This window comes from Sphingomonas sp. GW822-FHT03G08, from assembly GCF_058801135.1.
Map to the genome: position 1 here is coordinate 1,956,104 of NZ_JBXAMZ010000001.1, position 20,588 is coordinate 1,976,691.

Here is a 20,588-nt window from a genome sequence, read left to right on the forward strand (position 1 = left end):
CCTGACAAAAACATAAGGGAGACGGGATGTGCTGAACACCAACGGGCGCACCGCCTATGACGAGCAACAGGCGCTGTTTCGCGATCAGGTGCGCAGGTTCTTCGACGCCAAGCTGACGCCGAACCTGGAGCGCTGGGAGGAGGAGGGCATCGTCGATCGCCAGTTCTGGCGCGATTGCGGCGAGGCCGGGCTGCTCTGCCCGACCATGCCCGTGGAATATGGCGGGCTGGGCCTCGACTTCGGCTATAACGCCGTGATCGGCGAGGAACTGGCCTGGTCGGGCTCGTCGGCGGGCATCACGCTGCAATCGGATATCGTTGCCGACTATATTCTCCATTACGGATCGGAGGAGCAGAAGCAGCAATGGCTGCCGGGGATGATCTCGGGCGAGGTCGTCACCGCGATCGCGATGACCGAGCCGGGCGCGGGATCGGACCTGCAAGGCGTTAAGACCACTGCGCGCAAGGACGGCAACCATTATGTCGTCAACGGCTCCAAGACCTATATCACCAATGGCCAGAACGCCGACCTGATCATCGTCGTCGCCAAGACCGATCCCGAGGCGGGAGCGAAGGGCATTTCGCTGATCCTGGTCGAGGCCAGCCGCGAGGGGTTTGCGCGCGGGCGCAACCTCGACAAGATCGGCCAGCATTCGGCCGACACGTCCGAGCTGTTCTTCAACGATGTCCGGGTGCCGATCACCAATTGCCTGGGCGAGGAAGGGCGCGGCTTCGCGTACCTTATGAACCAGCTGCCCCAGGAGCGGCTGTCGATCGCGGTGGGCGCACAGGCGGCGGCGCAGCGCGCGTTCGACGAGGCGCTGGCCTTCGTCAAGGATCGCAAGGCGTTCGGCAGGACCGTGTTCGATTTCCAGAACACGCGCTTCGTGCTGGCCGACCTGGCGAGCAAGCTGCAGGTCGGCTGGGCGCATCTCGACTGGGCGATCCGGCGGCACGTCGCCGGCGAGCTGACCGCGGTGGAGGCTTCCGCGGCGAAGCTGTGGCACACCGATCTGCAGGGCGAGGTGTGCGACGCGGCGCTGCAGCTGCATGGCGGTGCCGGCTATATGAACGAGTATCCGATCGCGCGGCTCTGGCGCGATGCCCGGGTGTCGCGGATCTATGGCGGGACGAACGAGATCATGAAGGAAGTGATCGGGCGGTCGCTTTGATCGTCGTCACCCTGGGCCTGAGCCGGAGTCCCGCTATCCTTGTGGTTGCGGGAAGAAGCGGGACCCCGGCTCAAGGCCGGGGTGACGGAGGTTCGAAAGGGCAACCATGAACGTCAGCGAAGCCGTCGCTACCCGCCGTTCGGTGCGGGCGTTTCTCGACAAGCCGGTCGATCTCGACCTGCTGCGCGATCTGATCGAACGCGCCGGGCGGGCGCCTTCGGGTGGCAATCTCCAGCCCTGGCATGTCCATGTCGTATCGGGTGGCGCGATGGACCGGCTCAAGGCGATCATGCGCGCACGGCTGGCCGAGGCGCCGTTCGGCGATCCGCCCGACTATGCCGTCTACCCCTCCCCGCTCGGCGAACCCTATCGCAGCCGCCGCTTCCAGGTGGGCGAGGCGATGTATGCGGGCCTGGGCATTCCGCGCGAGGACAAGCCGGCGCGGCTGCGCTGGTTCGCCGGCAACTGGCAGTTCTTCGGCGCGCCGGTGGGGTTGTTCTGCACCCTCCGCCGCGATCACGGGCCGCCGCAATGGTCCGATTGCGGGATGTTCCTGCAGACGCTGATGCTGCTCCTGCGCGAAGCCGGGCTCGACAGCTGCGCGCAGGAGGCCTGGTCGGCGCATCATGCGACGGTGCGCGATTTCCTGGGCCTGCCCGAAGAGCAGATGTTGTTCACCGGCATGGCGATCGGCTTTCGCGATCCGGATTCGCCGCTCAACCAGTTTCCGGTCGAACGCGCGCCGCTCGATGAATGGGCGCGCTTTCACGATTGAGGCGCGGCTGCTGATTGGGCAGTTCCCCGGCGAAGGCCGGGGAACAGAGAGAGGAATGCCGACTCGGAATCGACCGACGGCACCGATCCGGATCGAAAAACCCGCCATCGCCTGCAATTCCACACCCCTTCCGGGGCGATGCTGCACCGCATCCTGTCGCAGCCGGGCAACAGTTTGCATCAATCCGAATTTGGAACCGCTTCCAATCGACATGGTCCAATTGACAGACGGAAAACCGATGATAGCGATAACATCAGGGAGGCACTTCGCTCGCCCGAAATAAATAAAAAGTCGCGCCCGGAAAGTGGCGCTTAGAGGAGGGGTTATGACTAGCTTCAAGCGCACACCTATACTTGCGCGTTCTGCATCCATCTTCGCCATGGCCGCCGGCCTTGCCATGCCCAGCTTCGCCCATGCGCAGGCCGACAACGCTGTCAGCGCGGCGCAGACCGCGGACACCGGCGGCCAGGACGCCCAGGATGACGGCGCTATCGTCGTCACCGGCATCCGCGCCAGCCTCGAGCGCTCGATCCAGATCAAGCGTGAGGCGCCGGGCATCGTCGACGCGATCTCGGCCGAGGACATCGGCAAGTTCCCCGACACCAACCTGGCGGAATCGCTGCAGCGCATCCCGGGTGTGTCGATCAACCGCACCAACGGCGAAGGCTCGCAGGTCACCGTCCGCGGCTTCGGCCCGACCTACAACATGGTGACGCTGAACGGCCGCCAGCTGGCGACGGCGGCGGTCTCGGTGGTCGGCGGCGACCAGAATGCCGACGGCGCGCAGGGCACCTCGCGCTCGTTCGACTTCTCGAACCTGGCGACCGAAGGCGTGCGCACGCTGGAGGTCTACAAGACCGGCCGCGCGGCGGTTCCCTCGGGCGGTATCGGCGCGACGATCAACGTCGTCTCGCGCAAGCCGCTCGACGACAACAAGAGCGGCCTCAACGGCAGCATCGGTGCCAAGGCGGTCTATGACACCAGCGTCAACGACTGCATCGACTGCGGCTCGAAGGTCACTCCGGAATTCTCGGGCGTGGTCAGCTGGAGCGATCCGGACCAGCGCTTCGGCGTGATGCTGTTCGGCAGCTACCAGAAGCGCAACTACACTTCGATCGCGGCGACCTCGAACGACTGGAACATCGTTCCGTACAGCACCTTCCTGACCGGCGGCTTCGCCCGCTCGGGCGGCGCCTGCCCGGCCGGCACTACGACGCCGACGCCGACCTGCACCGTGGTCAACAACGCGCCGACCAACCCCAACCAGCTGGTCGCGATCCCGAACGACAGCCGCTACCACTATGCCGAGGGCACGCGCGAGCGCATCAACGGCCAGGCGGTCGTCCAGTTCAGGCCGACCGACGCGCTGACGATCACCGCCGACGCGCTCTATGCGCAGAACAAGCAGAAGGAGACGCGTTCGGACCTCTCCAACTGGTTCAGCCGCCCGTTCGACGTGGTGACCTTCGACGGCAACACCACCGTCGCCACCGCGCAGTATCTGCACGAGACGATCAACGGCCAGAAGGACGAGGGCTTCGAGGCCCAGTCGCGCGCGCAGAAGGGCAAGCTGGAGGATTACGGCCTCAACCTCGAATGGCAGTTCGCCAGCAATTTCGGGCTGAAGCTGGACGGCCATATCTCGACCTCGTCGAGCACGCCGGACAATCCCAACGGCGTCAGCTCGACGCTGGTCGGCATGGGCGCCAACGTCGTCGCGTCGCACTCGGTCGACTATTCGAGCGGCATTCCGCGCCAGGACATCACCTTCGGTGCCGCGGGCCCGCTCGACGTGAATGACGTCGGCTCGCAGGTCGGCCGCACCTATCGCTCGACGCAGCAGCAGAAGGTGAAGGAACTGCGCGCCGACTTCGGCTGGGACCTGGGCGAGGAGAGCCGCTTCGACTTCGGCGGCAACTATCGCACCACCGACATGCACCAGACCTTCCGCGCCACGCAGCAGACGCTGGGCGACTGGGGCATCAACAACCCGGGCGACGTGCAGGCGCGCGCGCCGGGCGCGCTCCAGGCTTTCTGCCTCGAGTGCAAGTTCCACAAGTTCAACCCCGGCGGCGATCCGGAATCGCAGGTGGCCTTCCGCGGCGTGGCCTCGGACATCTACTCGATCCTGTCGCCCTATTATGCGAGCCAGGGCAAGGCAGTGGGCGTCACCAGCAGCCAGGACAACCGGGTCAAGGAAGAGATCTGGGCGGCCTATGGCCAGCTGACCTGGAAGGGTGAGCTGGGCGGTGCGCCGGCACGCCTCGTCGCGGGCGTCCGCTACGAGCACACCAAGTCGACCACGACGTCGTTGGAAGCCATCCCGTCGGGCATCGCCTGGGTGTCGGACAACGACTTCACCGTGTCGATCTCGAACCAGACCCAGTTCGTCACCGATGGCGGCAGCTACAGCAACCTGCTGCCGCAGGTCGACTTCCAGGTCGAGTTCGCCAAGAACCTGATCGGCCGCCTGTCGTACAGCAAGACGATCGCCCGGCCGAACTACAACAACCTCTACACGGCGACCACGGTGGGCGGCCCGCCGCGCCCGATCAACAATGGCGGCATCGCCACCGCCTCGGTCGGCAACGCCCGGCTGCGTCCGCTGGAATCGGATAACTTCGACGCGTCGCTGGAATGGTATTTCAAGCCGGACAGCTACATCTCGGTCGCGTTCTTCGACAAGCGCGTGCGCAACTTCATCGGCAACGGCCAGTTCACCTCCTCGCTGTTCGGGCTTCGCGACCCGAGCTCGGGCGCGGCGGGCAGCCGTTCGGGCTCGGCCAAGGCCGCGCTTGGCGGTCTCGGCGCCGATGTCAGCGACGTGAACCTGTTCGTCATGTCGGCGCTGATCCAGGCAACGGGATCGGTGGCGGCCGCGACCGCGCAGTTCAACGCCAACTACAACCCGGCAACGCGCTCGCTCGACGACAATTTCGTCAAGACGATCAACAACACCTATGACCTGAACGGCATCGCCAGCGATCCGCTCTACCAGTTCCAGGTGACGCAGCCGATCAACAACAAGGACGCCGAGATCTACGGCGTCGAGCTCGCCGGCCAGTATTTCCTCGGCTCGACGGGCTTCGGCATCGCGGCAGCCTATACGCTGGTGCGCGGCGACGTGGGCTTCAACATCGGGGCCGATCCCTCGCAGGATCAGTTCGCGCTGCTTGGCCTGTCGGATACGTTCAGCGGCACGCTGATCTATGAAAAGCACGGCCTCTCGGCCCGCGTGGCCTATAACTGGCGCGACAAGTTCCTCTCGGGGATCAACCGCCAGGGCTCGCGCAACCCCGAGTTCACCGCGCCGTTCGGCCAGCTCGATGCCACGATCAGCTACGAGTTCACGCCGAACATCGCGCTGACGCTCGAGGGCATCAACCTGACCGAGACCTCGGTGCGGACCTATGCCCGCAACGAGAAGCAGCTCTGGTTCGCGCAGGAACTCGACCGGCGCTTCCTGCTCGGCGCCCGCTTCAAGTTCTGATCGGACACGACGTTAAGAGGGGGAACTGGGGCTGCCGCCATGTGCGGCGGCCCCTTTCTCTCTGATTGAGACCGGCCGCGCTTTGCGCCATGCTGGCCGCCAACAAGCTGGATTTCCCGATGTCCCGACCGGTCGCGCTCGACAATGTCGCCCATGCCGATCTCCGCGTCGCGCTCCGCCACGGCGCCGCTTATGGCGAGGCGGTCAACCGGGCGCTCGTCTTCCCCACCGAATTCGGCGAAGCGCAGCGTGACTTCCCGATCCTGTTCCAGCGCGATCCCGCCGAAGGGCTGCAGGCCGTCGCCCTGCTCGGGCTCGACCGCGACGAAAATCTGTTCCTCGACGGCGAGCGCTGGACCAGCCGCCATATCCCGCTGATCCTGCAGCGTGGCCCGTTCCTGATCGGGCTCAACGCCGATGGCGGCGCGCCGGTGATCCAGATCGACCTGGACGATCCGCGCGTGAATGCCGCGGACGGCGAGCCGCTGTTCCTGCCCCAGGGCGGGCAGAGCCGGATGCTCGACCATCTCGGCCGGGTGCTCGGCGCGATCCATGTCGGCATGGCCGATGCCGGGCCGATGTACGCCGCCTTCGACGCGCTGGGACTGATCCAGCCGGTCGCGCTCGAGCTGATGCTCGACGAGGAACGGCGCTATGTGATCTCGGACCATGAAGTCCTTTCGGCCGAGAAGCTCGCCGCGCTGGGCCCCGATGCGCTCGACCAGCTCAACCGCGCCGGGCATCTCGGTGCGGCTTTCCTGCTCGCTGCCTCGCTCGGCAACATTTCGAGCCTGATCGAGCGCAAGAACGCACTGGTCGGGGCGTGAACGTCCTCGCCGCCAGCGCGCCGAGGGTCCGCGAGCGGACCGGCGTCGCGCTGGACGCCATTCCCTATGCCGAACTGCTGGCGGCGCAGGCGCCGACCATCCTGCGCGGCGTCGCGAGGGACTGGCCCCTGGTCGCCGCCGCACGCAAGTCCGACGAAGCCGCGATCGCCTATGTCGAGCGCTTCGATTCCGGCCAGCCGGTGGTGGGCTTCACGGGCGCGCCCGAGATCGGCGGACGCTTCCATTACAATGCCGGGCTGACCGGCTTCAATTTCGAGGGCGCCCGGGTCGGCATGGCCGATTTCCTGGAGCGGATCCGCGCGCAGCTGGACGCGCCCTCCCCCGCCAGCTTCTATATCGGCTCGACCGACCTCGACCGGTACCTGCCCGGATTCCGCACCGAGAACGACCTGCCGCTGGACGATCCGATGTTCGCGCATGGCGTGCTCGCGAGCATCTGGATCGGCACGCGGACCACCGCCCACGCGCATCACGACATGTCGCACAACATGGCGATCTGCGCCGCCGGCAAGCGCCGCTTCACCCTGTTCCCGCCCGAGCAGATCGCCAATCTCTATCCCGGCCCGCTGGAGCCGACGCCCGGCGGGCAGGTGATCTCGATGGTCGACTTCGCCGATCCGGACTTCGCCGCGCATCCGCGCTTCCGCGACGCGATGGCCAGTGCGCAGGTGGCCGAGCTGGAGCCGGGCGACCTGCTCTTCTACCCGGCGCTATGGTGGCATCATGTCGAGGCGCTCGGGCGCTTCAACATCCTGGTCAATTACTGGTGGAACGAGGCGCCCGCCTTTCTCGACACCCCGCAGACCAGCTTGCTCCACGCCATGCTGAGCCTGCGCGACCGTTCGGAGAGCGAGAAGGCGGCGTGGAAGGCGATGTTCGACTATTATGTCTTCGGGCCCGCTGGCCAGGCCGCGGCGCATCTGCCGGCGCATGCGCAGGGCCCGCTCGCGCCGGTCGATGCGACATCGGCGCGGCGGCTGCGCGCCCAATTGATCAACAAGCTCAATCGCTAGGGGGACGAGATGGACCAAGCACCGGTGCGGCGCGTCGTTATCGCGGGTGGCGGCACCGCAGGCTGGATTGCCGCGGCGGCGCTCGCCAAGCTGCTCGGGCCGCTGCTCGGGATCACGCTGGTGGAAAGCGACGAGATCGGCACGATCGGCGTCGGCGAAAGCACCATCCCGACCGCCCGCACCTTCCACGACCTGCTCGGCATCGACGAGAAGGCGTTCCTGCGCGATACGCTCTCCACCTTCAAGCTGGGCATATTGTTCGAGGACTGGGCGCGCGAAGGCGATCGCTACATCCACAGCTTCGGCCAGCTCGGCAAATCGAACTGGATGGGCGACTTCCACCATTTCTGGCTGCATGCGCGCGAGGAAGGCTGGGGTGGCGAGCTGGGCGATTATTGCTTCGAGCTGCAGGCGGCCAAGGCCGAGCGCTTCGCCATCCCCGACCAGGGGCATATCAACTATGCCTATCACCTCGATGCCGGGCTCTATGCGCGCTTCCTGCGCAAGTTCGCCGAGCCGCTGGGGGTGGAGCGGATCGAGGGCAAGATCGAGACGGTCGAGCAGCATCCCGAAACCGGCTTCGTCACCGCGCTCAAGCTTGCCTCCGGCGATCGGATCGAAGGCGACCTGTTCGTCGACTGCACCGGCTTTCGCGGGCTGCTGATCGAGCAGGCGCTGCATGCCGGCTATGAGGACTGGGGCCATTGGCTGCCCACCGACAGCGCGCTCGCGGTGCAGACCGCCTCGGTCGGCCCGGCGGTTCCCTATACCCGCGCGACCGCGCACCAGGCGGGATGGCAATGGCGCATCCCGTTGCAGCACCGGGTGGGCAATGGGCTGGTCTATGCGAAGGACTTTCTCGACGACGAGACCGCCCGCGCGCTGCTCGATGCGCGGATCGAAGGCGAGAAGCTGATCGAGCCGCGGCTGATCCGCTTCAAGGCCGGGCGCCGGCGCAAGGTGTGGGACAAGAATGTCGTGGCGCTCGGCCTGGCCAGCGGCTTTGTCGAGCCGCTGGAATCGACCAGCATCCACCTGATCATGATCGCGATCACCCGGCTGGTACAGCTCTTCCCGTTCGGCGGGGTGAGCGAAGGCGTCGCGGAGCGGTTCAACGCATTGAGCCGCACCGAGATCGAGCGGATCCGCGACTTCATCATCCTCCATTACCGGCTGAACGAGCGCGCGGATGGCGGCTTCTGGGAACATTGCCGGACGATGGACATCCCGGACTCGCTCGAGGAGCGGATCGCGGCGTTCCGCGACGGGGCGATCGCCTGGCAGGCATCGGACGACCTGTTCCGTGTCGACAGCTGGGTGCAGGTGATGCTGGGCCAGCGGCTCGAGCCGCGAAGCCATCACCATATGGGCCGGATGATCGTGGAGGGCGAGCTGCAGGGGGCGCTCGGCAAGCTCAAGGCCGACATCACGCAGACGGTGGCGCAGATGCCGGCGCACCAGGCATTCCTCGAAAGGTTCGTTGCGGCATGAGCTGACGGGCGCATCGGCTGGCGACGCCTTCCGCTCAACTTATATTGCGAATCGTTTGCATTAGCAATTTCAGCTGCTATTGCGCGGCCCCTAAAACCAAAAGGGGTCCGCATGCATCTTCGTCTCTCCGCCTCCCTCGCCGCCATCACCTTCGGCCTGCTCTCGGCCGGCACTGCTCAGGCACAGCAGGCGGAGGCGCTGCCGGAAACCGTGGCGGAGGGCGAGAAGGCCGCACCGAGCTATGAGCTGCAACCGGGCAACGACACCGGCACCACGATCATCCGCGAGCAGGAGATCAAGGCGCGCGCGCCGGGCTCGGGCGATGTGAACCAGCTGCTCAAGGCGCTGCCGACGGTGCAGTTCGACCGCGCCGAGGGCCGGGCATCGCGCGAGGATCTGCAGGACCTGCGCCCCGCCGACATCTCGATCTCCGGCGGGCGGATCTACGACAATCTCATCACCATCGACGGCATCGATGCCAATAGCCGGCTCGACATCACCCAGGACAACCCGCAGCACTTCGCCGAGCCCGCAGGCAATTCGGCGCAAAATCTGTGGCTCGATTCCAACCTGGTCGGCGAGATCGTAGTGCGCGATTCCAACGTCTCGGCCGAATTCGGCCGCTTCACGGGCGGCGCGCTGGATATCCGCACCCGCGATCCCCGGCACAAGTTCGGCGGCTCGGCCACGGTCAGCTTCACCTCCGACGAGCTGGTCGACTATCGCATCTCCGACGCCTCGCGCGCGGCGCTGAACGGCGCCGCGCTGCCCGACCGGCCGAGCTTCCGCAAATGGCGGTTCGGCGCCAGTATCGACGTACCGGTCTCGGAGGATGTCGCCTTCCTGATCGCGGCCAATCGCTCGCGCGCAGACGTGACCTATTATCGCGCCGCCGCCTATGGCGGCTCGTCCTACGGACAGAGCAGCGTGAGCGACAACATCATGCTGCGCGGCGTGGCCGACCTGTCACCCAGCCTGAAGCTGACGGCGCAGTTCACCTATTCGCCCTATGAGAGCGAATCCTCGGCGGACAACGGCATCGACAATCTCGTCACTTCGAAGGGCGGTGGCCTTGCCGGGCAATTCCAGCTCGAGAACAGCGGAAGCACGCGCTGGACGCTGAAGGCGCGGTTCAGCCACAATGATTCCGGGCGCACCGCCTCGGCGAACAATTATTCGATCCCCTCGACCAGTACCAACGGCGCGGTGTGCAGCAGCGCCAACTGCACGATCGGCGGCTTCGGCAATGTTGACCAGTGGCAGGATAATTTCGGGCTCAGCTTCACCGCGGCGCGCGACATCGGCCCGGGCGAGCTGCGCGGCGGCGTGGACTATCAGCGGATCACCGCGATGCGCAGCCGGCCCGAGACCAACTATGCCTATTCGCGCGCGACCAGCGGCACCAACATCGTCTGCGCCAGCGGCGAGAGCCTGCTCTGCGCGACGGGGCAATATGCGCTGGGCCAGTATAGCGAATATCGCGCCTATCGCGCCGAGGTCGAGCTCGACAGCATCGCTGGCTGGGCGGAATATTCGGTGAAGGCAGGGCCGGTCGATCTGCGCGGCGGCGTGCGCTACGACTATGAGAGTTTCCTCGGGAACCACAATTTCGCGCCGCGCCTGTCGGCTACTGTCGACCTGTGGAAGGGCTGGTCGCTTACCGGCGGCGCCAATCGCTATTATGGCCGCTCGATGCTCGCCTATGCGCTGCGCGAGCAATATCCCGACAACTTCATCTATCGCCGCAACGGGGTCAGCTCGGGCGGGCGGCTGACCTATTCGGACAGCGGCTGGACGCTCTACAGCACCACCCATTCGACGAGCTACGCGAATGCCGACCTCAAGACACCCTATTCGGACGAGCTGACCGGGGCGGTGACCGGCAAGGTGCTGGGCGGCACGGTGCGCCTCAAGGGGGTGTTCCGCTGGGCGAAGGACGAGTTCTCGCGCTCGGTGGCGACGCGGGTGACCGGCACGCTCGAGACCGGGGCAACGACGACCTATACGCTCTACACGCCGAACAATGACGGCCGCAGCCGCTACCGGGGCGGCTCGCTCGAATGGACCCGTGCCTTCGGCAACCACAGCATCGCGGCGAACGTGAACTATTCCAAGGCCTATACCAGCAACACCGACTATCTGCTGACGAGCGACAATGTCGAGGATGCGGACGTGATGTACGTCTATAATGGCCAGCTGGTCTCGGCGCTGTCGATCCTCGACCAGAACCAGCGGCTGGAATTCGCCTCGCCGTTCATCGCCAACATGACCTGGACCGGGCGCTGGCTCGACGACCGGCTGACCACCAACGTCAATGCGCGCTTCCGCAACGGGTTCGACCGGATCGAGGATTCGGGGGTGAACCAGACGATCAACGGGGTCAGCTATGACGTGGTGGCGCTCAGGCACTACCGCGCCAGCCTCGACATGAACCTCAACGCGCAACTCGAGGTGATCCGCAGCAGGCTCGGCACGCTGACGCTCGATGCGCGCATTTCGAACCTGCTCAACCGCGTTCCGATGCAGGACTACGCCCTGACTTCGAATCCCTACCAAACCGGCCGCTCGGCCTGGTTCGGCCTGTCGTACAAGTTCTGACGCGCATGGAACGGGTTTCCCGTTTTGCCCTGCTGGGATCGACGCTGCTGTTCCTGACGGCAGCGGCGTTCCGGCAGGACGCGGAGCCGCTCGACCTGCGCCGGGCCTATGCCGGGCCGGTCTCGACCTGGCCCGGCGCAGAAGTGGATCCGGGGGTGGAGTTCGTCGAGTTCGGCCCCCTGCCCCCGGCCCAGCGACCCGCCGGCATCGACGCCGAGCGGGTCGCGCTGGGCGCGCGGCTGTTCGACGAACCGCGGCTCTCTGCATCGGGCCAGTTCGCCTGCGCCTCCTGCCATGCCCGCGAGCTGGGGTTCGGCGACGGGCTGAAGACGTCGTTCGGGCATGATCGCCAGCGCGGCCAGCGCAACGCGATGAGCCTGTTCACCGCGGGTTTCATGAATAGCCTGTTCTGGGACGGACGCAGCCCGACGCTGGAGCATCAGGCGCTGCAGCCGATCCCCAACCTGGTCGAGATGGCGGCCAAGCCGGGACGGGTCGAGCACTGGATCAACGGCGAGAAGGACTATCGCGACGCCTTCCGGCAGGCGTTCGGGGTCAAGCGTATCCGGATGGACGATATTGCCCGGGCGATCGCGAGCTTCGAGCGCACCTTGCGGCCGCCGACCAGCCCGTGGGACCGGGTGTTCACCCGCGGCACCGCGTCGATGACCGACCAGCAACTGCTCGGCCTGCACCTGTTCCGGACCAAGGCGCGCTGCGCGAACTGCCATAACGGACCGCTGCTGACCGACCAGAAGTTCCACAATCTCGGCATCAGCTTCTACGGACGCCGGCTGGAGGATGTCGGCCGCTACGGCGTGACGCACGACGCGATCGATGTCGGCCGGTTCCGCACGCCCTCGCTCCGCGCGCTGCGGCGGACCGGGCCCTATATGCACAACGGCATCTTCCCCACCCTGGCCGGGGTGGTGAACCTCTATGCCGCGGGCGGCGGGGTCGATCGCAAGGTGCAGAGCGCGACCACCAAGGCGCCGCCACCCCAGCCCGACCCGCAGCTGAAGAAAGTGGCGCTCACCGCCGAGGAACGCGCCGCACTCGTGGCGTTTCTCGAGATGCTGTGAGCCTCAGCGCGAACGATAGGTCATCGGGATGCGGAAGACGCGCGGCTCCCCTCGCGGTGGCGGGGGGAGAAGCGTGGCCTGCACCTGCGCCAGCGCCAGGCGATCGAGCGCCGCATTCTCGGAGGATATCGCGACAACCGCATAGACCCGGCCGCGGGACGAGACCTTCAGTTCCACCACCACCGTACCGGTAAGCCCCGCGCGTGCCAGCTCGGCCGGATAGCTCTGCCGCGCCCGGATCTCGCGGAATACGGCGCGGCCATATTGGTCGGCCTCCTCGCGGCGTTCGGTCGGCTTGGCTGCACGACTACTCTCCGCGCCGGTGGATGCCGGGCGCGCCGCGTTCTCGGCTGCGGCAGGCGCTGCCTGGATAGGCCCTGCGACGGCGAGCGTCACCGGCGGCCCCAATGCGACTTCCACCGGCCGCACCGGCTTCGGAGCAACCACCGGCACGGGAGAAGGTGCGGAAATCGCCGGCTGCACGACAGATCGGATTGCAGATTCGGAATCAGGCTCGGGTTCGGGTGCGATGCTTTCGGCGGAAACGTCGAAGATCCGCATCGCGCGGGTGCTGGCGGTCTGCGGCATCGGCGCGGCGAACAGCGCGAGAACCGCCCCGAGCGGCGCGGCCGTCAGCAGCAGGGTCAGGGTGACGGCGCCGGACCGCTCCGACAATGAGCGTTTGGGTGAATACACGCGCGCGCATTATCGCGAACGCATCGCAATAACAACAAAATCAGAATCGGAGAAAGGGTACTGTGCTGCCGACCGCCAACGCCGGATCCCCCGGCAAGCGGCGGACCAGCATGTCGGCCCGCGCGAGCATGGACTGGGCCGAGGCAGATTGGGCCGCGATCACCTGCACGCCCGCATCGGCCCGCTCGGCGCACAGAAAGGCTTCGCGGTCGCCATTGGCTTCCATATCCTCCGTCAACGGCAGACTTTCCCAGCGAAGCGCCGCCTGCACGCCACGACCGCCCAGTCCGGCGAGCAGCGGTGCAAGGAACAGGCGTGCGACCGTCATCGCCGCGGTCGGGTTTCCCGGCAGGCCTAGCACCAGCCTGGTGCCGATCCGCCCGAGCCAGACGGGCTTGCCCGGCTTGATCGCGACATCGGCAAACAGCAGCTCCAGGCCCAGCGGCAGGAGCGCCGACCTGGCGAAGTCTCGATCCCCACGCGAGGCCCCGCCGCACAGGACAAGGACATCGGCATCCGCCAGCGCAGCTTCGGCCGCGGCGGCGAGCAGCGCTGCGTCGTCACGCACCTGCACGGCGCCGAGCGGCCTGGCGCCCCATTGGCGCGCCATCAGCAGCACGGCTTCGGAAAGACTGTCGGGGATGCCACCGCTCGCCTGCGCCTCGCCGGCGGGCACCAGTTCATCGCCGGTCGCGATCACACGGACGCGCGGCGCGCGCCAGACGGTCAGTTCCGCTGCATCGGCTGCGGCAGCAACCACAAGCGCGCGGGGATCGAGGAGCTTGCCGGCCGGCAGCACGACGGCTCCGGCCATCGTGTCCGATCCGCGCAAACGGACATGGGGCTTGGCGGGAACCGCGCCGTCGAGCGTGGCGATCGAAGCTTCGGCGCTGACGAGTTCGCGCATCAACACTCGGTCGGCGCCGGCGGGCATCAGCGCGCCGGTCATGATCCGCACCGCCTCGCCGGGCGCGATCGCTCCATGAAAAGGCGCGCCCGGATAGGCAGCGCCGATCACGGCAAATCGCCGCCGGCCGACGGCGAGATCAGCCTCGCGCACCGCAAAGCCGTCCATCGCAGAAAGATCCCGCGCCGGAATGTCCATGGCTGCACGGACCTGTTCGGCGAGCACGCGCCTGCCCGCCCTGGCGAGCGACACGCGTTCCGTGCCCAGCGGCCGGGCAACCGCGGCGAGGATCGCCTGAGCGGCATCGAACCGCAGCGCGGCGCCACAAGGCACACGCTCATCGACCGGAACCCGGACATGCTTCACTGCGCTCGCTCCGCCAGCATCGCAGCCGACTGACCGCCGGTGCTCGCCACCGCCGCGCCTACCAGAAGCAGGGTCGGCTTGTCCTCCGCGATTGCCGCGGCAGCGATCGGCAGCAGGTCGAGCCGGGTGTGGAGCAGCCGTTCGCCCGGCAGGCTGATGTCGCAGGCGATCAGCACCGGCGTCGCCCGGTCCAGTCCCGCCGCGACCAGCTGGCGGCTGATCTCACCCGCGGCACCGCGCCCCATATAGAAGGCCGTCGTTGCGGCGGGATCGGCGAGCGCCGCCCAGTCGAGCGCCAGCTTCTCGCCGGCCCGGACATGCGCGGTGACGAACTGGACGCGGCGCGCCAGGCCACGCAGCGACAGCGAGATGCCGGCCGAGGCCGCCGCCGCGCTCGCCGCAGTGATGCCGGGACAGATTCGTGCGCGAACGCCGACAGCGGCCAGCGCCGTGATCTCCTCGGTCGAGCGGCCGAAGACCGAGGGATCGCCGCCCTTCAAACGCACCACCTTCTCGCCGTCCAGCGCGGCCTCGACGAGCAGCGCATCGATCGTGCCCTGATCCTTCGAATGCCGGCCCGATCGCTTGCCGACGGGCACGCGGCGCACATGTTCGGGGATCAGCGCCAGCACGCCGGGGCCGACCAGCGCGTCATAGAAGACCACGCTCGCGCCGCGCAGCAGCCGCTCCGCCTTGCGGGTGAGCAGATCGGGATCGCCCGGTCCGGCACCGACAAGCCAGACTTCGCCCGGAAGAAACTCATCCATTGGCGGCACTCCTGTTTTCGTCGAGGATCCGGCGGATCGCGGGCCGGCACGAACCGCAATTGGTGCCCGCCGACAGTGCCGCGCCCACCGCCTCGACCGTAGTGAGCTGCTGGCTGCCGATCGCCGCGACGATTGTCTTGAGGCCGACATCGAAGCACAGGCAGATGATCGGCCCGCGATCCTCGCGCGCGCCCGGCGGCGCGCCGGCGAGCAAGGCTGCGGTGGCAGCCTGGCCAAGCTGTTCGACCAGCCACTCACGCTTGGGCAGCATGCCGCGCTCGGTGCGGAACAGCGCGGCGACCAGCCGGCCGTCGCGCATCACCGCCACGCGGTGCGATCCCCGCGCGCGGTCGAAACTCTCGATCCGCTCACCGCGCGGCAGCTTCGCTTCGATCGCCTGCGCATCGCCGTCGCCAGCCAGCTCGTATAGCGTGCCGCCGGGCACCGAGACGCGGGTGACCCAGAGGCAATCCGGGCGGTCCATTGCTTCGGTAGTAATCAGGAAGCCGCGCCAGGCGGGAGCGACCGCCTCGATCTTCGCGGGCGTCGACTTGAACCCCGGCTGGCCCGAATGCGGATCGACCAGCGGACGCGGGAGCAGGCCGGTGCGGCCTCCGGTGGATTGCCGATCGGTCCAGTGGATCGGCGTGAAGATCTCGCCCCGGCGCTGGCCGGTGCTGAACTGGACACGGAACAGGCTCGCGCCCTGCGGCGTCGAGACGCGGGCGAGACCGCCATCCTCCAGGCCCTGGGCAGCGGCATCCCCGGGATGAACCTCGACCAGGGGCTCTTCGCGGTGGCGCGAAAGCTTGGGGCTGAGGCCCGTGCGCGTCATCGTGTGCCACTGATCGCGGTAGCGCCCGGTGTTGAGCGTCAGCGGCCAGTTGGCGAGCGGCGCAGACAGCGGCATCTGGGCGACCGGCACCAGCCGCGCGCGGCCATCGGGGGTCGGGAAGCGTCCATCGGCAAAGGCGTCTCCGCCCCAGCGGAACGGGGCCATCGCCTCATAGTCGGCATTGCCGATCGCGACCTTGTCCCCCAGGTCGAACAGCCGGGCGCCGTCATTCTGATAGGCGGAAAGGCGCGCATGCTCGCGGAAGATGTCGGCAGGCCGGGCATAGGCGAAGTCGCCCGGCCAGCCCATGCGGCGGCCGATTTCCTTGATGATCCACCAGTCGGGCCGTGCCTCGCCGGGTGCCTCGAACAGGGCGCGCTGGCGGCTGACCCGGCGCTCGGAGTTGGTGACCGTACCGTCCTTTTCTCCCCAGCCGGTGGCGGGCAGGCGGACATGGGCGAAGGGGGTGCAATCGGTCTCGGCGATCACATCGGAGATGACGACGAAGGGGCAGCGGGCCAGTGCTTCGCGCACCGCCCCGGCATCGGGCATCGAGACCGCCGGGTTGGTCGCCATGATCCACAGTGCCTTGATCCGCCCCTCACCCATCGCGCGGAACAGGTCGACCGCCTTGAGGCCGGGCTTGGGCGCGATCGTGGGCGAGGCCCAGAAGCGCTGGACGCGGGCGCGGTTCTCGGGCGCGAAATCCATGTGCGAGGCAAGGCTTGAGGCCAGCCCGCCGACTTCGCGCCCGCCCATCGCATTGGGCTGGCCGGTGATCGAGAAGGGCGCCGCGCCCGGCTTGCCGATCCGGCCGGTGGCGAGGTGCAGGTTGAGGATCGCGTTGACCTGGTCAGTGCCGCGGATCGACTGGTTGATGCCCTGGCTGAACAAAGTGATCGTGCGCGGATGCGCGGCGAACAGCTCATAGAAGCGCCTGAGGTCGGCGGCCGGCACTTCGCATGTCCGTGCCACCGACCACAGGTCGCTTCCCTCTCCAACCTGGTCCCAGAAATTCTCGGGCACGCTGACGCTCGCGGTGAGATAGGCCTCATCGACCAGACCGGCTTCGCGGCAATGGGCGAGCAGCCCGTTCATCAGCGCGACGTCGCTGCCCGGACGGATGGCGAGGTGCAGGTCGGCTCCCTCGCAGGTCTCGGTGCGGCGCGGATCGATCACGACCAGCTTGGCCCCGGCATCGCAGCGTGCGCGGATCCGCTGATAGACGATCGGGTGGCACCAGGCGGTGTTCGAGCCGACCAATATGATCAGGTCGGCGGCGTCGAGATCGTCATAGCTGGCCGGCACGACATCCTCGCCGAACGCCCGGACATGGCCGGCGACAGCACTCGACATGCAGAGCCGCGAATTAGTGTCGATATTGCCCGAGCCGATGAAACCCTTCATCAGCTTGTTGGCGACGTAATAGTCTTCGGTCAGCAGCTGGCCCGAGACGTAGAAGGCGACGCTGTCCGGTCCGTGCTCGGCGATCGCCTGGCGGAAGCGCTTCGCCACCAGGTCGAGCGCCTTGTCCCAGTTCGCCCGGCGCTTGCCGATCATCGGCTGGAGCAGGCGACCCTCCAGGCCCACCGTCTCGCCGAGATGCGTGCCCTTGGAGCAGAGCCGGCCATGATTGGCGGGATGCTCGGGATCGCCCTTGATCTCGACCGAGCGCGCGCCGGTGCGCGTCGCGACGATCCCGCAGCCGACGCCGCAATAGGCGCAGGTGGTGCGGGTCGCCGTCATGCTATGCCGCCGCCTTCAGCGTGCTCGCGCGGCAGATCAGCACGCGGCCGCCGCTGATCTTCACCGGGATCACCGGGGTGCAGCCCTTGTCCTCGCCCTGCGCCAGGCCAGTCGCCAGCGCGATGTTCCAATTGTGCAGCGGGCAGGCGACGCTATGGCCATGGACTATGCCCTGGCTGAGCGGGCCGCCCTTGTGCGGACAGCGATTGACCAGCGCGAACACCTTGTCGTCGCCGGTGCGGAATACCGCGATCTCCTCGCCGCCCTCGACCGGAATGGTGCGGCTGCCGCGCACCGGGATCTCCTGCAGCCAGCCGATATCGAGCCATTCGCCGATCATGCGATTTCCTCCACGCGGATGGGATTGAAGGCAGCCATGTGCGCATGCTGCTCGCGTTCCTGGCCGGCGGCGCGCTCGGCCCAGGGATCGTCCTGGCTGAAGGTCTGGGAGTGCCAGAAGCGCGCGGCGAGCGCGTCGCGACCGGCTTCGTCCTCGACGATGCGGTCCTTCACATATTGCAGGCCGATCCGCTCGATCCACGGCGCGGTGCGCTCGAGATAGCGCGCTTCCTCTCGGTAGAGCTGGACGAAGGCTGCAGCGTAGTGGAGCGACTCTTCTTCGGTCGCGACCTTCACCAGCAGGTCGGTTGCGCGGACATGGATGCCGCCATTGCCTCCGACATGGAGCTCATAGCCCGAATCCACGCAGACAACGCCGAAATCCTTGATCGTCGCCTCGGCGCAGTTCCTGGGACAGCCCGAGACCGCCATCTTGAACTTGTGCGGCATCCAGCTGCCCCAGAAGCCGCGCTCGAGCTTCACGCCGAGCCCCGTCGAATCCTGCGTGCCGAAGCGGCACCATTCGGAGCCGACACAGGTCTTCACCGTGCGCAGCGCCTTGCCGTATGCGTGTCCGGAGACCATCCCGGCAGCGTTGAGATCGGCCCAGACGGCGGGCAGATCCTCCTTCCTGATCCCGAAGATGTCGAGCCGCTGGCCGCCGGTGACCTTGACCATCGGCGCATCGTATTTCTCGACGACGTCGGCGATCGCGCGCAGCTCCTGCGGGGTGGTGATGCCGCCCCACATGCGCGGGACGACCGAATAGGTGCCGTCCTTCTGGATGTTGGCGTGCATCCGCTCGTTGACGAAGCGGCTCTGCTGGTCGTCCTGATAGTCGCCGGGCAGCGCGCAGAGCAGATAATAGTTGAGCGCCGGGCGGCAGGAGGAACAGCCGTCGGGCGTCGACCAGTGCAGCTTCTGCATCACCTCGGGGATCGACCGCATGCCCTGCGCGACGATCTCGCGACGGACATCGTCATGGCCGAAGCTGGTGCATTTGCACATCGTCTTGGGCCCGGCCTGGACTGCGTCGCCCAGCGTCACCGAGAGCAGCGTCTCGACCAGCCCGGTGCAGGAGCCGCAGCTCGCCGATGCCTTGCAGCCGGCGCGCACGGCATCGAGGCTGCACGCGCCCTTCTCGATGCAGGCGACGACCTGGCCCTTGGATACGCCGTTGCAGCCGCAGATCTCGGCATCGTCCGAGAGCGCCGCAACGGCCAGTTTAGGGTCCGCTTGCCCCCCTCCCTGGGCGAAGGCCTGACCGAAGATCAGCAGGTCGCGGAGATCGGAGATGTCCTCCTGCTTCTTGAGCAGGTCGAAATACCAGCTGCCATCGGCGGTATCGCCATAGAGGACGGCGCCGACGATGCGGTCGTCCTTGACCACCACGCGCTTGTAGATGCCGCGGCTGGCGTCGCGCAGGACGATGTCCTCGGCACCGTCGCCGCCCGAGAAGTCGCCGGCGGAGAACAGGTCGATGCCGGAGACCTTGAGCTTGGTCGAAGTGACCGAACCGCGATAGCCGGTATGTGCCTCGACCAGCCCGTCGGCGAGCGCCCGGCACATCTCCCAGAGCGGCGCTACCAGGCCATAGACATTGCCGTCATGCTCGACGCATTCGCCGACCGCGAGCACATTGGCGTCGCTGGTGACCATGTGATCGTCGACCTGGATGCCGCGGCCCACCGCCAGCCCGGCCTCGCGGGCAAGCGCGGTCGAGGGACGGATGCCCACCGCCATCACCACCAGGCTGGCCGGGATCACCCGCCCGTCCTTGAGCTTCACGCCCTCGACATGATCGGTACCGAGGATCTCGGCGGTGTCGGCGCCGGTGAGGATCGTCTGGCCGCGCGATTCCAGCTCGGACTTGAGCAGCCAGCCCGCCGCTTCGTCGAGCTGGCGCTCCATCAGCGTCGGCATCAGGTGCAGCACGGTGACCTTCATGCCGCGCAGGGTCAGGCCGTGCGCCGCCTCGAGCCCGAGCAGGCCGCCGCCGATCACCACCGCGTCACCGCCCTTCCCTGCGGCCGCCAGCATCGCATCGACATCCTTCATGTCGCGGAAGCTGATAACGCCGGGCAGGTCCTTGCCCGGCACCGGGATGATGAAGGGATCCGAACCGGTGGCGATCAGCAGCTTGTCATAGCTGACCGTGCGACCGCTGGCGGCGGTGACGGTTCGCGCCGCGCGGTCGATCCCGGTGACGCTGTCGCCGGCGACCAGCTCGATGCCGTTGTCGTCATACCAGTCGCGCGGGTTGATCACGATCTCGTCGAACGTCTTCTCGCCGGCGAGCACCGGGGAGAGCATGATCCGGTTGTAGTTCACATGCGGCTCGGCGCCGAAGATCGTCACCCGGTAGCGACCCGGATCGCGGGCGAGCAGTTCCTCGACGGCGCGGCAGCCGGCCATGCCGTTGCCGATCACCACCAGGTGCGGGCGGTCGATGTGATGGGTCATG

The 20,588-nt window shown here is 67.2% G+C and carries 14 protein-coding genes; 8 read left to right on the forward strand and 6 right to left on the reverse strand.

The window, feature by feature from the left end; genetic code table 11:
* Window positions 1-28: 28 nt before the first annotated feature.
* The 8 genes from AC1RJ5_RS08935 to AC1RJ5_RS08970 all read left to right on the forward strand — a co-directional run bounded on the left by AC1RJ5_RS08935 (window position 29) and on the right by AC1RJ5_RS08970 (window position 12,468).
* Entirely contained in the window at window positions 29-1,171 is a 1,143-nt protein-coding gene (locus tag AC1RJ5_RS08935; protein WP_269574198.1) for an acyl-CoA dehydrogenase family protein, read from the forward strand.
* Between the two features lie 106 nt (window positions 1,172-1,277).
* Window positions 1,278-1,946: a nitroreductase gene (locus AC1RJ5_RS08940; protein ID WP_493112839.1), complete on the forward strand. Its 669-nt coding sequence runs from the start codon at window positions 1,278-1,280 to the stop codon at window positions 1,944-1,946.
* 379 nt (window positions 1,947-2,325) lie between these two features.
* Window positions 2,326-5,436, forward strand: a complete 3,111-nt coding sequence (locus tag AC1RJ5_RS08945) for a TonB-dependent receptor (protein ID WP_493112841.1) — start codon at window positions 2,326-2,328, stop codon at window positions 5,434-5,436.
* 119 nt (window positions 5,437-5,555) lie between these two features.
* Entirely contained in the window at window positions 5,556-6,263 is a 708-nt protein-coding gene (locus AC1RJ5_RS08950; RefSeq protein WP_493112843.1) for a SapC family protein, read from the forward strand.
* Complete coding sequence (locus tag AC1RJ5_RS08955) at window positions 6,260-7,297, forward strand: cupin-like domain-containing protein (RefSeq protein WP_493112845.1); 1,038 nt, start codon at window positions 6,260-6,262, stop codon at window positions 7,295-7,297. Before AC1RJ5_RS08950 ends, AC1RJ5_RS08955 begins: the two co-directional genes overlap by 4 nt.
* Before the next feature lie 9 nt (window positions 7,298-7,306).
* Window positions 7,307-8,788: a tryptophan halogenase family protein gene (locus AC1RJ5_RS08960; protein ID WP_493112847.1), complete on the forward strand. Its 1,482-nt coding sequence runs from the start codon at window positions 7,307-7,309 to the stop codon at window positions 8,786-8,788.
* Window positions 8,789-8,899: 111 nt separating this feature from the next.
* A complete protein-coding gene (locus tag AC1RJ5_RS08965; RefSeq protein WP_493112849.1) occupies window positions 8,900-11,386 on the forward strand; it encodes a TonB-dependent receptor plug domain-containing protein in 2,487 nt (828 codons plus the stop codon).
* 5 nt (window positions 11,387-11,391) lie between these two features.
* Complete coding sequence (locus AC1RJ5_RS08970) at window positions 11,392-12,468, forward strand: cytochrome-c peroxidase (protein WP_493112851.1); 1,077 nt, start codon at window positions 11,392-11,394, stop codon at window positions 12,466-12,468.
* 3 nt (window positions 12,469-12,471) lie between these two features.
* On the opposite strand, the gene AC1RJ5_RS08975 is transcribed toward AC1RJ5_RS08970, so the two are convergent.
* From AC1RJ5_RS08975 to nirB, 6 genes are all read right to left on the reverse strand, one after another.
* Window positions 12,472-13,143 (reverse strand): TonB family protein, encoded by a 672-nt coding sequence (locus AC1RJ5_RS08975; protein ID WP_493112853.1) that lies wholly within the window; start codon window positions 13,141-13,143, stop codon window positions 12,472-12,474.
* A 61-nt stretch (window positions 13,144-13,204) separates the two neighbouring features.
* Window positions 13,205-14,437: a molybdopterin molybdotransferase MoeA gene (locus AC1RJ5_RS08980; protein WP_493112855.1), complete on the reverse strand. Its 1,233-nt coding sequence runs from the start codon at window positions 14,435-14,437 to the stop codon at window positions 13,205-13,207.
* Window positions 14,434-15,204, reverse strand: coding sequence for a uroporphyrinogen-III C-methyltransferase (gene cobA, locus AC1RJ5_RS08985; protein ID WP_493112857.1), 771 nt, complete (start codon window positions 15,202-15,204; stop codon window positions 14,434-14,436). Before cobA ends, AC1RJ5_RS08980 begins: the two co-directional genes overlap by 4 nt.
* Window positions 15,197-17,785, reverse strand: coding sequence for a molybdopterin-dependent oxidoreductase (locus AC1RJ5_RS08990; protein ID WP_493112859.1), 2,589 nt, complete (start codon window positions 17,783-17,785; stop codon window positions 15,197-15,199). The genes cobA and AC1RJ5_RS08990 overlap by 8 nt, the downstream gene beginning before the upstream one ends.
* Window position 17,786: 1 nt before the next feature.
* Window positions 17,787-18,125: a nitrite reductase small subunit NirD gene (nirD, locus tag AC1RJ5_RS08995; protein WP_342249954.1), complete on the reverse strand. Its 339-nt coding sequence runs from the start codon at window positions 18,123-18,125 to the stop codon at window positions 17,787-17,789.
* Window positions 18,122-20,587, reverse strand: coding sequence for a nitrite reductase large subunit NirB (gene nirB / locus AC1RJ5_RS09000; protein ID WP_493112861.1), 2,466 nt, complete (start codon window positions 20,585-20,587; stop codon window positions 18,122-18,124). Before nirB ends, nirD begins: the two co-directional genes overlap by 4 nt.
* Between the last annotated feature and the right edge of the window lies 1 nt (window position 20,588).

Bases quoted from the DNA above. Each gene is read 5' to 3' on its own strand.
- cobA (WP_493112857.1), bottom strand. From the start codon at position 15,204: ATGGATGAGTTTCTTCCGGGCGAAGTCTGGCTTGTCGGTGCCGGACCG.
- AC1RJ5_RS08950 (WP_493112843.1), top strand. From the start codon at position 5,556: ATGTCCCGACCGGTCGCGCTCGACAATGTCGCCCATGCCGATCTCCGC.
- AC1RJ5_RS08940 (WP_493112839.1), top strand. From the start codon at position 1,278: ATGAACGTCAGCGAAGCCGTCGCTACCCGCCGTTCGGTGCGGGCGTTT.
- nirB (WP_493112861.1), bottom strand. From the start codon at position 20,587: ATGACCCATCACATCGACCGCCCGCACCTGGTGGTGATCGGCAACGGC.
- AC1RJ5_RS08965 (WP_493112849.1), top strand. From the start codon at position 8,900: ATGCATCTTCGTCTCTCCGCCTCCCTCGCCGCCATCACCTTCGGCCTG.
- nirD (WP_342249954.1), bottom strand. From the start codon at position 18,125: ATGATCGGCGAATGGCTCGATATCGGCTGGCTGCAGGAGATCCCGGTG.
- AC1RJ5_RS08990 (WP_493112859.1), bottom strand. From the start codon at position 17,785: ATGACGGCGACCCGCACCACCTGCGCCTATTGCGGCGTCGGCTGCGGG.
- AC1RJ5_RS08945 (WP_493112841.1), top strand. From the start codon at position 2,326: ATGGCCGCCGGCCTTGCCATGCCCAGCTTCGCCCATGCGCAGGCCGAC.
- AC1RJ5_RS08960 (WP_493112847.1), top strand. From the start codon at position 7,307: ATGGACCAAGCACCGGTGCGGCGCGTCGTTATCGCGGGTGGCGGCACC.
- AC1RJ5_RS08970 (WP_493112851.1), top strand. From the start codon at position 11,392: ATGGAACGGGTTTCCCGTTTTGCCCTGCTGGGATCGACGCTGCTGTTC.